General features: G+C 36.9%; 18 protein-coding genes and 1 pseudogene. 9 read left to right on the forward strand and 10 right to left on the reverse strand.

Annotation, left to right across the window (positions count from 1 at the left end):
- Positions 1 to 4: 4 nt before the first annotated feature.
- Entirely contained in the window at positions 5 to 457 is a 453-nt protein-coding gene (locus ODQ17_RS04835) for a DUF441 domain-containing protein (protein WP_004791554.1), read from the reverse strand.
- Between the two features lie 251 nt (positions 458 to 708).
- Between ODQ17_RS04835 and ODQ17_RS04840 the strand changes: the two genes are divergently transcribed.
- Together ODQ17_RS04840 and ODQ17_RS04845 are read left to right on the forward strand one after the other, a co-directional pair.
- Positions 709 to 927: a hypothetical protein gene (locus ODQ17_RS04840; protein ID WP_322902074.1), complete on the forward strand. Its 219-nt coding sequence runs from the start codon at positions 709 to 711 to the stop codon at positions 925 to 927.
- Between the two features lie 101 nt (positions 928 to 1,028).
- On the forward strand, positions 1,029 to 1,733 hold the full coding sequence (locus tag ODQ17_RS04845; RefSeq protein WP_192454064.1) for a pseudouridine synthase: 705 nt from the start codon (positions 1,029 to 1,031) through the stop codon (positions 1,731 to 1,733).
- Here the strand turns inward: ODQ17_RS04845 and ODQ17_RS04850 are convergent.
- The 3 genes from ODQ17_RS04850 to ODQ17_RS04860 form a co-directional block, all read right to left on the reverse strand.
- The gene (locus ODQ17_RS04850) at positions 1,726 to 2,169 is read right to left on the reverse strand and encodes a GNAT family N-acetyltransferase (RefSeq protein WP_002122286.1); all 444 of its coding nucleotides are present in this window, start codon (positions 2,167 to 2,169) and stop codon (positions 1,726 to 1,728) included. The genes ODQ17_RS04845 and ODQ17_RS04850 overlap by 8 nt on opposite strands.
- Positions 2,170 to 2,267: 98 nt before the next feature.
- On the reverse strand, positions 2,268 to 2,576 hold the full coding sequence (locus ODQ17_RS04855) for a type II toxin-antitoxin system RelB/DinJ family antitoxin (RefSeq protein WP_174745849.1): 309 nt from the start codon (positions 2,574 to 2,576) through the stop codon (positions 2,268 to 2,270).
- A gap of 111 nt (positions 2,577 to 2,687) precedes the next feature.
- Complete coding sequence (locus tag ODQ17_RS04860) at positions 2,688 to 3,596, reverse strand: pseudouridine synthase (protein ID WP_322902076.1); 909 nt, start codon at positions 3,594 to 3,596, stop codon at positions 2,688 to 2,690.
- 120 nt (positions 3,597 to 3,716) lie between these two features.
- Here ODQ17_RS04860 and tsaE point away from each other — a divergent pair, with 120 nt between their 5' ends.
- The 5 genes from tsaE (at position 3,717) to ODQ17_RS04885 (ending at position 8,702) form a co-directional block, all read left to right on the forward strand.
- On the forward strand, positions 3,717 to 4,190 hold the full coding sequence (gene tsaE, locus ODQ17_RS04865; RefSeq protein WP_049836984.1) for a tRNA (adenosine(37)-N6)-threonylcarbamoyltransferase complex ATPase subunit type 1 TsaE: 474 nt from the start codon (positions 3,717 to 3,719) through the stop codon (positions 4,188 to 4,190).
- Positions 4,183 to 6,132, forward strand: coding sequence for a DNA mismatch repair endonuclease MutL (mutL, locus tag ODQ17_RS04870; RefSeq protein ID WP_322902079.1), 1,950 nt, complete (start codon positions 4,183 to 4,185; stop codon positions 6,130 to 6,132). The genes tsaE and mutL overlap by 8 nt, the downstream gene beginning before the upstream one ends.
- 6 nt (positions 6,133 to 6,138) lie before the next feature.
- Positions 6,139 to 7,083: a tRNA (adenosine(37)-N6)-dimethylallyltransferase MiaA gene (gene miaA / locus ODQ17_RS04875; RefSeq protein WP_049836982.1), complete on the forward strand. Its 945-nt coding sequence runs from the start codon at positions 6,139 to 6,141 to the stop codon at positions 7,081 to 7,083.
- Positions 7,084 to 7,177: 94 nt separating this feature from the next.
- Positions 7,178 to 7,699, forward strand: a complete 522-nt coding sequence (gene hfq / locus ODQ17_RS04880) for an RNA chaperone Hfq (RefSeq protein ID WP_005306601.1) — start codon at positions 7,178 to 7,180, stop codon at positions 7,697 to 7,699.
- Positions 7,700 to 7,841: 142 nt separating this feature from the next.
- Entirely contained in the window at positions 7,842 to 8,702 is an 861-nt protein-coding gene (locus ODQ17_RS04885) for a DMT family transporter (protein WP_151823361.1), read from the forward strand.
- 35 nt (positions 8,703 to 8,737) lie between these two features.
- On the opposite strand, the pseudogene nfsB reads toward ODQ17_RS04885, so the two are convergent.
- A pseudogene (gene nfsB, locus ODQ17_RS04890) lies at positions 8,738 to 9,389 on the reverse strand (oxygen-insensitive NAD(P)H nitroreductase).
- Positions 9,390 to 9,528: 139 nt separating this feature from the next.
- Between nfsB and ODQ17_RS04895 the strand changes: the two are divergent.
- Positions 9,529 to 9,759 (forward strand): hypothetical protein, encoded by a 231-nt coding sequence (locus ODQ17_RS04895; protein WP_322902082.1) that lies wholly within the window; start codon positions 9,529 to 9,531, stop codon positions 9,757 to 9,759.
- 7 nt (positions 9,760 to 9,766) lie between these two features.
- Here ODQ17_RS04895 and ODQ17_RS04900 read toward each other — a convergent pair whose 3' ends face one another.
- Positions 9,767 to 10,486, reverse strand: coding sequence for a UDP-2,3-diacylglucosamine diphosphatase (locus ODQ17_RS04900; protein WP_322902084.1), 720 nt, complete (start codon positions 10,484 to 10,486; stop codon positions 9,767 to 9,769).
- 15 nt (positions 10,487 to 10,501) lie between these two features.
- Positions 10,502 to 11,011 (reverse strand): peptidylprolyl isomerase, encoded by a 510-nt coding sequence (locus tag ODQ17_RS04905; protein ID WP_004791583.1) that lies wholly within the window; start codon positions 11,009 to 11,011, stop codon positions 10,502 to 10,504.
- Positions 11,012 to 11,179: 168 nt separating this feature from the next.
- On the opposite strand from ODQ17_RS04905, the gene ODQ17_RS04910 reads away from it, so the two are divergent.
- Complete coding sequence (locus ODQ17_RS04910; RefSeq protein WP_322902086.1) at positions 11,180 to 12,907, forward strand: glutamine--tRNA ligase/YqeY domain fusion protein; 1,728 nt, start codon at positions 11,180 to 11,182, stop codon at positions 12,905 to 12,907.
- Between the two features lie 113 nt (positions 12,908 to 13,020).
- Here the strand turns inward: ODQ17_RS04910 and ODQ17_RS04915 are convergent, their stop codons facing one another.
- The 3 genes from ODQ17_RS04915 to eutC all read right to left on the reverse strand — a co-directional run bounded on the left by ODQ17_RS04915 (position 13,021) and on the right by eutC (position 14,985).
- The gene (locus ODQ17_RS04915; protein WP_322902088.1) at positions 13,021 to 13,134 is read right to left on the reverse strand and encodes a hypothetical protein; all 114 of its coding nucleotides are present in this window, start codon (positions 13,132 to 13,134) and stop codon (positions 13,021 to 13,023) included.
- A gap of 146 nt (positions 13,135 to 13,280) precedes the next feature.
- Positions 13,281 to 14,003 (reverse strand): glutamine amidotransferase, encoded by a 723-nt coding sequence (locus ODQ17_RS04920; RefSeq protein ID WP_004791586.1) that lies wholly within the window; start codon positions 14,001 to 14,003, stop codon positions 13,281 to 13,283.
- Between the two features lie 166 nt (positions 14,004 to 14,169).
- Positions 14,170 to 14,985 (reverse strand): ethanolamine ammonia-lyase subunit EutC, encoded by an 816-nt coding sequence (gene eutC, locus ODQ17_RS04925; RefSeq protein WP_322902090.1) that lies wholly within the window; start codon positions 14,983 to 14,985, stop codon positions 14,170 to 14,172.
- Between the last annotated feature and the right edge of the window lie 7 nt (positions 14,986 to 14,992).

Genomic DNA, 14,992 nt, shown 5'->3' on the forward strand with positions numbered 1-14,992 from the left:
CTTCTTATTTACCAATAAATAAAGAGAGTAAGCCTGCTGCAATCAGAGGACCGACTGGTACACCACGGAGTAAAGCAACACCAGCAACCGTACCAATCAGTAAACCTGCAACCACATCAGGTTGGCTCGACATTAGTTTTACTCCACGACCACCCAACCAAGCGACTAATAAGCCAATTGCAATAGCCAAAAGTGATTTAAAACTAACAAATGACTTTAAAATACTCTCCCCACTGAGCTTTCCACTGGCAATAGGAGTAAGTACACCAATCGTTAAAATAAGAATTCCTAAATTAAGACCGTGAGCTTGAATATAGGGGAAAAACTCATTTAATGGCGTAATTTTAACGACAATGAGCACACCAGCTGCAATCGTTACAGCTGCATTTTGACTTAATAAGCCGCAGATCAACAGAACGAGTAGAACAACTAAATTAACATCAAATTGGGCAAGCATGGGGAGTGCGGAGGAAGTAAATAAATGGAATTGTATAATATTTAAGACACGTAATGTGAACGCTTTAAAAGATATAGCCGATTTTAAATCTTATTTTTAAGAATAAATGATTGTATATCTCTCAATCCTAAAGAGTTTTAATTTCTGGTTACGCTTGGAAACAATGTTATATAAATTAACAAGTTAAAAATTTTAGTTTTTAAAAATTATGATATAAAAATAGTCATTACTCATGAGTACAGGATAGATTTATGGACATTATAGATATCAAAATCAAAGATCAGTTTGACCAGGTTCATGATGCAAAAGCGCAACTAAAGAAAAATTTAGTTGAACATGAAAATGAATCGTTAAAGCTAAGCCAACGTATTGAACATATTATTGTTGATAATGAAATTATTCTGCCTACTACCGAATTATTATTTGAAAGTGAAAAGAATGAAAATATTTATCGAGTAGTTGAAGAGTAAAGTGTGAGTTGAATGAAGTAAATGTAAAGAGCTGCTCGTAGCGTTTAGTAAAAAGTGGAAACTACGTTAAAATAACAGCTTAGTTCTAATGAGAAAACTTCATGCTGCTGGAAAAAATTTTACAATCACAAGGGTTTGGTTCTCGTAAATATTGTCAGCAGTTAATAAAAAACGGATCTGTAAGTATTGATGGAGAGGTTGCAGATGATCTCAAAAAACAATTCTCTCCAGAAAATTTAGAGTTTTCTCTTTTTGGGGAAACTTATCAATATCGAGAAAAAGTTTACCTTGCTCTAAAAAAACCAAAAGGTTTTGAGTGTTCACACCAGCCTCATCATCATCAAAGCGTATTTAGCCTTTTACCAGAAATTATGATTCAACGTGGTGTGCAGGCTATTGGTCGCTTAGATCAAGACACAACCGGCTTACTTTTACTTACTGATGACGGTAAATACCTTCAAGCTTTAACTCATCCTCGTAAACATGTACCAAAGGTTTATCATGTTACGACTATAGATCCGGTTAGACCTGAGCAAATTGAAATGTTGAGCCAAGGCGTAAATTTGCATCAAGAAAAAGGTGTTTTTGCTGCAACAGATGTGGAGATATTAGAAACGCATCAATTAACCATGACGATTCATCAAGGTGTTTATCATCAAGTAAAAAGAATGATTGCAGCTGTAGGAAATAAGGTAGAAGCATTACATCGCCATCAAGTAGGGCAATTGGTTTTACCTGAACTTGAAGATGGAGAGTGGGTTTATTTATCTGAACAACAAAAACAGCTCGCTCAAAATATCATTTGAGAAAACAATGGAAGGTTTGGAACTCACTATCTCGAATAAATCCCATTTGTTCATATAAACGATGAGATTCATGGTTGTTACTTTGAGTTTCCAAACTAATCCGCAAAGCATTTTCTTGTTTTGCAAATAAGATTGCTGTATCGATTAGCTGTTTAGCAGAACCTTGACGACGAAAAACGGGCGTAACATATACATCATCTAAAATATAGTAAGTTGAACAAGCAACTGAAGAAAAACCTAAATAGAGTAAAATAAAACCCGTGATTTTATCGTCTTTAATATGAATGAAGAACACACTTTCTCTATTCTCAAAACGTTGTTTAAGGAAGTGAAGTGATTCATTAAAATTAGAAGAGGCCCCATAAAATTGGCGGTATTCATCAAATAAAACGGCGAGTTGCTCTAAATCTTCAAAAGTCGCTCGTCTAACGATCATTTGGCACTCCTTGTAACTTATCATTATGTTTTTACAAAGAGAGCATAACGAAAAAAACAGCTTTTTGACGTTAAAACTTGTTTATAAATGCAACAGTGTTAAGTTTTGTCGCTTTCACCAAGAAGTGCATTAAGTTCTTCAAATAAATCTTCATGGTCATCATCTTCAGCTAAAGTTGATGGATTTTGGTTCAATGAAGATGCTTTTGCTTTTCTCAGCTTTAATAATTGTTCCATATTAATATTCTGATTTTCGATAGCAAAAGGAATAGATTTAGTTAATACGACCTGTTTAAAAAAAAGTCGTACTGCTTGGGCAGGGGTAATTCCCAGTTGTTTAAAAACAGCAAAAGCCTGTTTTTTTTCTTGGGAGTCAAGTCGAACCTGATAAACTTCTGTTTTTCGCATGAATAACAAAACCAAATGATTTTTAATTTTTAGGAATTTATTTTAAACCATCGCAATGTAATTTCAATGCTTTTTGGCATAAAAAATAATCTTTTTGTCATTACGGTTACATTACAATGTCAATTCAAACTCAGAATTAAAAGACATTCCCTCTTTTGTGAGGGGATCTATAAATGAAATGTGCTTGGCTAGCAGCTGTAATGGTTCCGAGAAATCATCTTCAGCCTTGTGTTGAACTACTGGATAAAATGGATCATTTTTAATCGGAATTCCCAAATGGCTTAAATGCACGCGAAGTTGGTGCTGTTTGCCTGTTGTCGGTGTTAAGCGATATTTTGCCCAAATCTGGTTATGCTCGATAAGCTCAATATAAGTCTCGGTATTTGTTTTTGCATTTTCTATAACTTGCATAGTGTAAAAAGGATGACCTTTATCTAAATACAAGTGTAATGTCTGAGGAAAATTTAAATCTTTTTTATAAGGTGCAACAGCGTGATAAATTTTATTAACTTGGCGCTCTGCAAATAATTGTTGGTAAATACCACGCGACTCAACCCGTTTGCAAAATAGAACAACACCAGCAGTTTCACGATCTAGACGATGAATAGGGGTTAAAAATTCATTGCCTGTTTGTTTTTTAAGACGGACTAAAAGCGTTTCTTGAACATATTGTCCAGTCGGGCTAATCGTTAGAAAATGGGGTTTATCGACCACCAGTAAATCATCATTCTCAAATAAAATCCGATGTTCAAATGGAACATGTGGTTCATAAGCCAGAAATCGATAATAAAAAATATGGGTATGACTTTGGTATGGACTGTCTAATGTTAGTTTTTGTCCATTTGCCCCATAAATAAGTCCATCTTGAAATCGTTGTTGCCACTCTTGCACTTTAATATGTTGGAAATGTTGGCATAGATACTCATAAATAGTTTGAGTATTTGTTTGTGCAGGAAGATAGACTTGGCTTGCGCTCACACCATCAATCATAGGTGGCAAAAAATCGTTCGGACTAGACATAAAAAAGTGTAAATATGTAAGGAAATTGATATAAAAAAAGCCAACTTCTAGGGCTTAAGTAGGCTTTTAAGGCAGGGCAATGTTATCATATCGATTATTTCAAATCATGTTATGTGTGCTATGTCGTATTCATTGAAATTGGTCTTAAATCATGAAGAAGATACTGAGCGTTTAGCTCAAGCTTTGGCGCAGCATGTTCAGTCGGGTGTAATTTATTTAATTGGGGATCTAGGTGCGGGTAAAACCACACTTACGCGCTATTTCTTACAGGCTTTGGGCCACAAAGGCTCTGTTAAAAGTCCAACTTATACACTCGTTGAGCCATATAAAATTAATGATAAAGAAATTTTTCATTTTGACTTATATCGTTTGAATGACCCTTATGAACTTGAATTAATGGGAATCCGTGATTATTTAGATATCACAGACGCATTATTTTTATTTGAATGGCCATCAAAAGGTGGCGATGAAATTCCAGAGGCCGATATCATTATTGATATTCAAAAGTCAGATGATGAGTTGAGCCGTTTAGTAACCCTAACTCTACCTACAGAACATTTGTATCAGACTTTGCAGGAACAGCTTCATGACTGATGAAAAGCTAACACAACGTCGTATCCATACATTAGACGCAGCGTTAGCCAACCAGATTGCTGCTGGTGAGGTGATTGAGCGTCCTTCATCTGTTGTTAAAGAATTATTAGAAAACTCTATCGATGCCGGTGCAACTGAACTCATTGTGCGAATTGCTCAAGGTGGTTCAACCCTAATAGAAATTATTGATAATGGGCATGGCATTCATTCTGAAGATTTAGCACTAGCTGTTATGCGTCATGCCACAAGTAAAATTAAAACGGCAGAAGATTTACACGCTATTGTAAGTCTAGGATTTCGTGGGGAGGCACTTGCTTCGATTGCTGCTGTTTCAAGATTGACATTGACCAGTAGCCAAGATGAAAGTGGTATTGGCCATCAGGTTGAAGTAAACGGCACAGCATTTGATCATCAAGAAGTACAAGCTGTTGCTGCTCAAAAGGGAACCCATATACGTGTTCAGGACTTATTTTTTAATGTTCCTGCACGCCGTAAATTCTTAAAAAAACCAACCACTGAATTTGGCCATATCGAAGAGATTGTTCGCCGTCTAGCTCTAACACATTTTGATATACGTTTTGTGCTTGAACATAATGATAATATTAGAATTAATTTACCTATAGCAGATAGCGGCGAGCTCCGTTTTCAGCGGGTACAGCAATTATTAGGTTCGCAATTCGTACAAAATGCATATTGGATGGATGCTGAAAGTATTAGTATGCGTTTATCGGGTTGGCTTGGCCATCCTTCAGATGCACGTGCGCAGGCTGATATGCAATATGTCTATGTAAATGGGCGTATTGTCAAAGATAAAACAATTTCGCATGCGTTACGCATGGCATATGACGGTATTTTACATGGTCATCAACATTCATCTTATCTACTCTTCTTAGAAGTTGATCCTGAAAATATTGATGTCAATGTTCATCCTACAAAACATGAAATTCGCTTTTTAAATCAAAGAGAAGTGCATGAGTTTGTAAGGCATTATGCAAAAGAAACTCTATCGCAATTTCAGACAGCGAGTGCTGATTTAGCTCAAGCGATGAAAGTAGATGAACAATCAGATTATTCAGTACAGCCGCAGCCGAAATATCAGGAACAATTTTCATTGCACCGAGCAAATGAAACTTTAAATGCAGATAGTGAGCCACAGACTCAGCACGCACCAACAGAGTTATTAACCGATTTTAATGCTAGTCGTCCGCAAGCTGTTCACTATGCAGATCAAACACCAAAATATAATGGTTCTGCTCAATTAAATAATGCGTTAAAGACATACTTAGCGCCTCTACGTGACCAACCTGCTACTTTTTCATTAAATGAAAATATTGAACCAGTAACTAAAGTTGATGAATTTCCTTTAGGTATCGCAATTGCTCAACTTCATGGAATTTATATTCTAGCGCAGAATACCGAAGGGCTTATTATTGTTGATATGCATGCGGCACATGAGCGTATTTTATTACAACAAATGAAAAATGCTTGGGATAAACCTGAATTTTGGACATCTCAGCAATTACTTATACCTAAAGTCATTTCTATTAGCCGTATGCAAGCCGTTAGGGTAGAGGAGTTAAAACCTCAACTTGAGCGCTTAGGTTTGGAAATTGATTTATATGGCGATGAGCAAGTTATTGTTCGCGGTGTGCCTGCCATATTACAAAAAGCAGATTTTGAAAATCTTATTCCAGAACTTTTAAATGATTTAGATCCAAATGATGAAGCCCAAGGGTTACTTCAAAAAAGGGACGAATTATTAGCTGGAATGGCATGTCATGGGGCAGTGCGTGCACATCGACAACTCAGCCTTTCAGAAATGAATGCTTTACTTCGTCAAATGGAACAAACTGAATTTGCGAGCCAATGTAACCATGGGCGGCCAACTTGGCGTGCATTTCCATTATCTCAATTAGATAAATTATTTGCTCGAGGAGAGTAGTTTTACATGTCAAATCAATTGCCCGTCATCAATTTAATGGGACCAACTGCGAGCGGAAAAACCGCTTTGGCATGTGAATTATACGAGCGTGGAAATTTTGAGCTAATTTCTGTTGATTCTGCGCTCGTCTATAAAGATATGGATATCGGCACGGCTAAACCAACGCGTGAAGAGCAAGCGCTTTATCCTCATCATCTGATTGATATTATTACGCCTCTTGAAGTTTATTCAGCTGCTCAGTTTGTTGAAGATGCATGTAAGTTAATTGATGATATGCATTCACGTGGTAAGACTCCTATCTTGGTTGGAGGCACCATGTTGTACTTTAAGGCATTATTAGAAGGGTTGTCTGGTAATTTGCCGAGTGCTGATGCTCAAGTTCGCGCAGCAATTGAAGAAAAAGGTTTAAATGAAGGGTGGCAGGCCGTTTATGATGAGTTGGTTTCTGTAGATCCTGCTGCTGCTATAAAATTTAATGTGACTGATAAGCAAAGGATTATTCGAGCCTTAGAAGTTTATAAGATTACGGGTGAACCAATTACTAAATTGCAGGCAGAACAACCAAAAAACGTACCATATCGATACATATTTCATAATTATGCTTTACTTCCAGATCGGGTAGAATTACATCAACGCATTGAGCAAAGATTAAGCAAAATGTGGGATATCGGTTTTTTGAGTGAAGTTGAAGCTCTAATTGAAAAATACGATTTAGATGAAAATTTACCCTCAATGCGTTCAGTGGGTTATCGACAAGCACTAGAATTTCTATTAAAAAGTGACTTAAGTCTCAAAAGTAAACGTGAAATGGAGGATAAAGCTTTATTTGCAACACGACAACTTGCCAAACGTCAATATACGTGGTTACGTTCTTTGCAAGAAATACACGATTTTAAAACTTACTTGACGATAAAGCAGGCGAAAGAAGACTTGCGAAACTCTTATGGATAAAGCAAAATTTGCACACTGTCTTTTTATAATTTTTAGTTGAAAAATAAAGATAGTTTTTTTGCGCTGATTTAAAAATTTTTTTTTGGAGTTAAAAATGTCTAAAGGTCAAACTTTACAAGATCCGTTCTTAAATTCTCTCCGTAAAGAACGTATCCCTGTTTCTATTTTCCTTGTGAACGGTATTAAATTACAGGGTCATATTGAATCTTTTGACCAATATGTTGTTTTATTAAAAAATACAGTAAGTCAAATGGTTTACAAACACGCTATTTCAACTGTTGTTCCAGCTCGTAACCCACGCCCAGCAGGCGCGCAAGGTACTGGCTTCCCAGCACAAGGTGGCGCACAAGGCGGCTTCGGTGGTCAACCTACTGGTGGCTTTGGTGGCGGTCAAGGCGGTGGCTTTGGTGGCGGTCAAGGCGGTGGCTTTGGTGGTAGTCAAGGCGGCTTCGGTGGTCAAGGCGGCTTCGGTGGTCAAGGCGGCGGCTTCGGTGGTCAAGGTGGCTTCGGTGGTCAAGGTGGTTTCGGTGGTCAAGGCGGTTTCGGTGGTCATCAAGGTGGTTTTGACAACGATACTAAATTTGAAGATGGTCAAGAAGACGAAAATAATCGTTAATTGAAATCTAAAAAGAAGCCAGTCAGATAATGACTGGCTTTTTTTTATGTTTATTTATAAATTAATTTAAAATATTTAATTCAACAGTAGTCGTAATTTGATCATTATGGCTGATATATCTAAATAAATAGAGTTTTAATCGATGCTATTAATATTAGCTGCTGCTTTAAGCAGTGTTTTGGTGTCCATCCTCTTAAAAAACTTAAAGAAAAAAGGTTACCAGCCGCTACAAATGATTGCATGGAATTATGCGAGTGCAAGTCTTCTTTGCTTTTGGTGGTTTCAGCCGGATATTCAACATATTTCAATAGAAAAGACGCCTTGGTGGTTAATTGTTGCACTAGGAATGATTTTGCCCAGTATTTTTCTATGTTTAGCTAAATCATTAGAATATGCAGGAATTGTTAAAACTGAGGTTGCACAACGACTTTCCGTGGTACTTTCTTTACTCGCCGCTTATTTCATTTTTAATGAGCAATTTAATGCATTAAAGCTGTGGGGAATAGGTCTAGGAGTTTTTGCAGTCTTACTCGTCTTATTTGGACAAATGAATACTTCTTCGAATCATCAATCTCGAAAAGCAATTGTTGCTCTATTAAGTGTTTGGTGTGGATATGCCGCGGTAGACATTCTCTTAAAATATACGAGTAGTTTAGGTCTTCAATTTACACTCACGTTGAATCTTATTTTTATTACAGCTTTTATATTATCAATTTCATATTTATTAGTGCAGAAAACTCAAAAATGGCAGCTTAAAAGTGCTATAGCTGGATTAGTATTAGGTGTTCTTAATTTTTCAAATATTGCTTTATATGTGAAAGCTCATATCCTTTTAAAGGATTCACCTGCAATTGTTTTTGCAAGTATGAATATTCTCGTTGTGTTATTAGGAATTGCAAGTGGCGTTATTTTGTATAAAGAAAAATTAAAATGGCCTACCACTTTGGGTATTTTATTAGGGATCAGTGGTGTACTTTGTTTAGCTAGGGCAATGAGTTTATAGTTCAAGAGAGTTGAATCTCTTGAACTATTTTAATTTTATAAATAAGTAAAAATAACTTCATCTGGTAGACGCGATTTAGGAAGTTTGGCATTGAAATCGTTTTCACTGCGATAACCTAGAGAAACAATGACTGAACTACGCAAGCCCTTTTCAGTTAACCCAAGCTCAGTATTTAAAATATCTTCATCAAAGCCGCCCATTGGTGTTGCATCAATTCCTTCTAAACCCGCAGCAAAAAGTAGTTGCCCTAAAGCGATGAATGTTTGATTTTCCATCCACCCAAATAAATTTTTCTGCTCATTTCGATAGAATTCAACATAGCCATGGCGAGTATCTTTTTGGCCGAGCTTTGCTTTTTCATCTTTAAAACGACCGCTCAAATCATCTTGTTCAAGCAATTGATTTAAGTATTCAGCTGAAATATCTGTTCTTGTGCAAAAGATAAGTGTGTGATGACTCGAGTACTTTTGGAGCGTTGTAGGCATATTTACCTGTTAAAGCTTTTGCAATTCGTTCTTTAGCTGCCTGATTATCTGCAACTACGAAATGCCAAGGCTGAATATTTACTGAAGAAGGGGTAAAACGTAAAATTTCTAATAATTTATTAAATTTTTCTTGAGGAATTTTCTTTTCAGAATCATACGCTTTTGTTGTATAGCGACTTTTAACAGAATTCAATAGGTCCATAGGTGTGCTCCATATCAATCTTATGGCAATTGAGAGAATTTAATCTTTGCCATCATACGCTATTTTATTCAAAAACATTTCCTATGTAATTTGATAAAGAAATATAATGTTTATATAAAAGTTTAGTAATTTATTGAAAATGATTGATTTACTGCCAACAGATGCAAAGAGTAAGCTGCAAGAAATTAGAATTGTTAAAGTCTTTATAATTTTAGCTTTTGTATTGAGTCTTCTTATTTTATACATTGATTATCACGATCATGCACATATAAGCTGGAGATTTATATTTATTGCCAGCATGTGTGTGATTTACGATTCTGATTTAAATAAAAAAATTAAAGAATTGAAAGTTGAAATAAAAAATGACTAATTACTAGTTAATAATTCCAGACAATCAATTCGAGCTGTTGCGTATTTGAGGATGGATCAATTTCCAAAATATAAGCCTGATCTTCACGCCAATCGCCAAGAACAATTCGTTGTTTCGCTTGTACCTGATGAATTGAAGGGCGGTGAGTATGCCCATGAATCAGTATATCTACATCTTCTAAAGCAGAAATAACAGCTTGTTCATTTACATCCATAATTTCATAGCTTTTTTGCTGTTTATCAGCGGAGCTTCTTTTGCGAAAGCCATTCACTAGTTTAGTGCGAAAACTGAGAGGAGTCCGGCGTAAAAGAGCAACTAAGAGCGGATTTCGAATAATCTTTTTAAATCTTTGATAAGAAATATCATCTGTACATAATGCATCGCCGTGTTCTAGACGATATTGATGTCCTGCGATATTGAGAGAATAAATGTCAGGGAGTAAGACGCCATTAAATTTATTGAGGAAAACTTGATTAAGCGCAAAATCACGATTACCGACTTGAAAGTAAACCCGATTCCCTTTTTGGTTAAAGTCTTTTAAGGCCTCAACAATTTCATCAAGCCATGGTGCTGAATAGTCATCTCCAATCCAGGCATTAAACCAATCGCCTAAGATGTAGAGTTGAGTATTTTTATGTTGGTAATGCAACAATAAGTCTAAAAACCCTCGAACGAGTCGAGGGTGTTCGGGTGACAAATGTAAATCTGAGATAAACAGATAAGTCACAGCTTTATCCTAAAATTATTCAGAAATAATTTTAGCAGATTCGATTACTACATTTTCTAAAGGAACGTCAGCGTGATAACCGCGGTTGCCAGTGCGAACACCTTTGATCGCTTCAACAACATCTAAACCTTCAACAACTTTACCAAATACAGCATAACCCCAACCTTGAGCAGTTTTAGAAGTATGGTTCAAGAAAGAGTTATTTTTTACATTGATGAAGAATTGAGCAGACGCTGAGTGAGGAGCTTGAGTACGCGCCATTGCAATCGTACCTTCGTCATTGCTTAAACCGTTATCAGCTTCGTTTTCAATTGAATCGCGTGTCGCTTTTTCTTTGAAGTTTTCATCCATACCGCCACCTTGGATCATGAAACCATCAATGACGCGGTGGAAAATAACGCCGTCATAAAAACCGTCACGTACATATTCTAAAAAGTTTGCTACTGTTTTAGGTGCTTTTTCAGCATTCAGTTCAAGAACAATACGACCTTTATTGGTGTTTAATTCGACTTGAGGAAAACTCATTACATTAATCTCCTAAACATGGGCTTATGACCATGGGTTTTTGGTTGAGAGAAGCATAAGCAAACTGTAAACTACAAGGCAAGTAAAAAACGTTAAAATCTTTGTGAAAAATGAAGATAGCGTTTAAATTTTTCGAAATTTTATCTACAAAGAAGTGATTGATACACTATGAAGCCTAATGATGTTGTCTCGAGCCTGCCAAATAACCCGACACCGAATACTCATGCCTCTGTCGATTCTGCGCAGCAAGAACAACAGGCTGGCTTAGATTTCGTTCGCCAAGTCATTACAGAAGACTTGGCTGCTGGGCGTGCAAAGCAGATCGTAACGCGTTTTCCACCAGAACCAAATGGCTATTTACATATTGGTCATGTAAAAGCAATTTGCCTAAACTTTGGTGTGGCTGAAGAATTTGATGGGTTATGTAATTTACGTTTTGACGATACAAACCCTGATGCTGAAGAACAAGAGTATGTTGACGGTATTGCTAATGATGTGAAATGGCTTGGTTTTAACTGGAATGGTGAGCCACGCTATGCATCGGGTTATTTTGATCAATTATATGCATGGGCTGTTCAACTCATTGAGCAGGGCGATGCTTACGTTGATTTACAATCTCCAGAAGAAATTAAGTTAAACCGCGGTAGTTTTGTTGAACCGGGTAAAAACTCACCATACCGTGATGCATCTGTTGAAGAGAATCTTGCGCGTTTTGAAAAAATGCGTAGTGGCGAATTTAAAGAGGGTGAAGCGGTTTTACGTGCCAAAATTGATATGGCAAGTCCAAACGTACACATGCGTGACCCAATTTTATATCGCGTATTGCATTCAGAACATCACCAAACAGGTGATAAATGGAAAATCTATCCAATGTATGACTATGCTCATCCATTGTCTGATGCGATCGAGGGGATTACTCATTCACTTTGTACATTAGAGTTCCAAGATCACCGTCCGTTTTATGACTGGATTGTAGAAAAGGTAAAATCTCCAGCGGTTCCACATCAGTATGAATCTTCACGCTTAAATGTGGACTACACCATTACATCAAAACGTAAATTACGTAAATTGGTGGAAGGTGGTCATGTGAATGGTTGGGATGACCCGCGTATGCCGACTGTAGTGGGTATGCGTCGTCGCGGTTTCACACCAGAAGGCTTACGTGAGTTTTGTAAGCGTGTAGGCGTGTCAAAAACTGACGGTATTGTTGATGTTGCAATGCTTGAGTTCTGTATTCGTCAATCTTTGGAAAATACAGCTGCGCGTGGAATGGCTGTTTTAAGTCCACTTAAAGTGACTTTAACTAATTTACCAGAAGATATGGATCTTACACATGCTCGCCATCCTAACGTAGATATGGGTGACCGTGTGATTCCTTTAACCAAGGAAATCTATATTGACCGTAAAGACTTTGAAGAAGTACCACCAAAAGGCTTCAAGCGTTTAGTTCCTGAAGGTGAAGTGCGTTTACGCCATGCTTATGTCATTAAATGTGATGAAGTTATTAAGGATGCAAATGGTGAAGTCATTGAGCTTAAATGTTCAATTGACCCAGAAACCTTAGGTAAAAATCCTGAAGGCCGTAAAGTGAAAGGCGTAATTCACTGGGTATCTGCAACAAAAGGTATTCCTGCTGAAGTACGTATTTATGATCGTTTGTTCACAGAAGCAGATCCTGAAACAGGTGATGATTTCTTAGCGAACTTAAATCCGGATTCATTACAAGTGTTAGAAGCTGTAATTGAACCGGCTTTGGCACAAGCGAGTCCAGAAGATCGTTTCCAGTTTGAACGCGAAGGTTATTTTGTTGCTGATCAACACGATCACTCACCTGAAAAACCAGTGTTTAACCGTATTCTCGATTTAAAAGATAGCTTTAAGCCTGAGAAAAAATAAGACGCGTAAAATGTTTTTGATCAAATAGCAGATATAAAAAAGCCCAACTCAGTTGGGCTTTTTTATATCTATTTCGTACATATATTATGCTTTAGGGGGCGTTGGCAAATAAGCTAAGCCGGATTAACCACATAAAAATAAAGGACAATGATGATAAGAATAATAGACGCTAGCGATAAATAGGTATTCACCGTATTAAAGCTTTTAATAAATTTCAGGATTTCCATAATGATTAACTATTTATATTTGTGAAGAAAAGAATGGTGAAGCAGTACATTTAATTTAATATAAAATGTTCCAAAAGATAGGTTATTACGCTATCTTTTGGTTAATAAAAAAGCATTTAAACTTATTTGTAGCAATAAAAAAGTGATTAACCACTATATCCAATTCGTTTAAGGAATTTTTGAATAACATCAAAAGCAGCATGTTCGAGGTTTTGAGCATATTGCTGATTTTCTTCGCGAAGTTTTGGAATTGAAATATTTGCATGACGAAGTTCACATGTATGACCAATGAGCCATTTTTCAAAATGTTCTTCAGTCGTTTCAATGTGGAACTGCAAGGCAAGAATATTATTACCGACTTCAAATGCCTGATTGGTATAAACATCAGAACTTGCTAATAGCACCGCATTTTCTGGAAGATCGAAAGTGTCGCCATGCCAATGTAGAACATGAACATTGTTAAGCAAACCAGATAAAACCTGATTAGCGCGTAAGCTTAAGCTGAGTGGACCCCAGCCAATTTCTTTTTGATGCCCTGCATATACTTTTGCGCCAAGTGCATGAGCAATGAGCTGTGCACCTAGGCAAATACCAAGTGTAGGCTTGTCAGCTGCTAAACGTTGTTTGAGTAAAGCGATTTCATCTTTTAAGAATGGATAATCGTCAGTTTCATAAACTCCGATTGGACCGCCTAAAATAATGGTTAAACCTTCATGTGAAAAAGCAGGGGTTAAATCATCAACACCTGCCTCAAAATAACGGACGCGAAATCCGAGTTGATAAAAGACATCTTCTAATGAACCTAAGTCTTCGAAAGCAAGATGCTGAATGGCATAAATAGTTTTTGGGAAGGCGTTTGTTGTGCTCATACAAATGATTCATAGAAGATCAATAGGTGGAGTATAGCGATAAATATAAAGAAGAAAATATCTGTATAAATCGTCAATACCTGAAAATTGATATTTTTCGTTAAAATGATGTTGTTATGCAAAGGATTATCTATTTATCAATAAATCCCTAAACATATTCTACTGTTTAAAATAATAGCTTTTGAGTTCCCTCAAGACTTAAATCTGAAAGTTGATGTTCATCTTTTAAATTAACTCCTGAAAAGCCGAGCTGTTTTGATTTTTTCATTAATGTCATTAAGCGTTGTACCGCAACTGGAATACTTAAGCCTGCAGAGCGGACATTAGAAATACAATTACGTTTAGCATCGAGGCAGCCTGAATATGCATTCCACGTGTAGTAAATTCCCATACTGTCAGGAGAGCTTAGACCAGGGCGCTCACCGATAAGCATCACTAGCATGGGTGCTTTAAAGATCTCAGCAACTTCATCACCTAAAGCAACCCGACTGCCTGTTGCCAGTGTAATGGGCGCAAGAGTCCAGTTTTCTTGCTGAACTTGTTCACTTAATGCAGTAATGAATGGAATAGCATTCGCTTCAATCGCTCTTGCAGAGAGTCCATCACCGACCACAATACAAACATCGTATTGTTGAGGGCCTTCTGCATACTTCTTAATTAAGACATCTTTTGATTGATCTGAAAGCTGACGTCCTAAATCAGGACGTTTAAGATAGACTTCCTTATTAGGAGCATTACTTTGTACATGAAGACTTTGCAGCTGTCTTTGCGCTAATTTTTCAGATAAATAGGTAACATCCATGTTTTGATAAACCGCATCTTTTGCTTGTGCATGCGACAACTGAAATTCAAGTAAGGCGCGTGTTGGGATACTACAACCCGCACGGCCCAGAGCAATACGGGCATCAGTAAACTGTTTAAGTTTTTCCCACTGATCTTGATGGGTAGAAGATGGATATTGAATATCACGGTTCAGTTTCATAGCATTC

Origin of the sequence: Acinetobacter sp. IRS14 (assembly GCF_034650275.1) — a bacterium.
In the GTDB taxonomy this organism is placed as follows: Bacteria; Pseudomonadota; Gammaproteobacteria; order Pseudomonadales; family Moraxellaceae; genus Acinetobacter; species Acinetobacter oleivorans.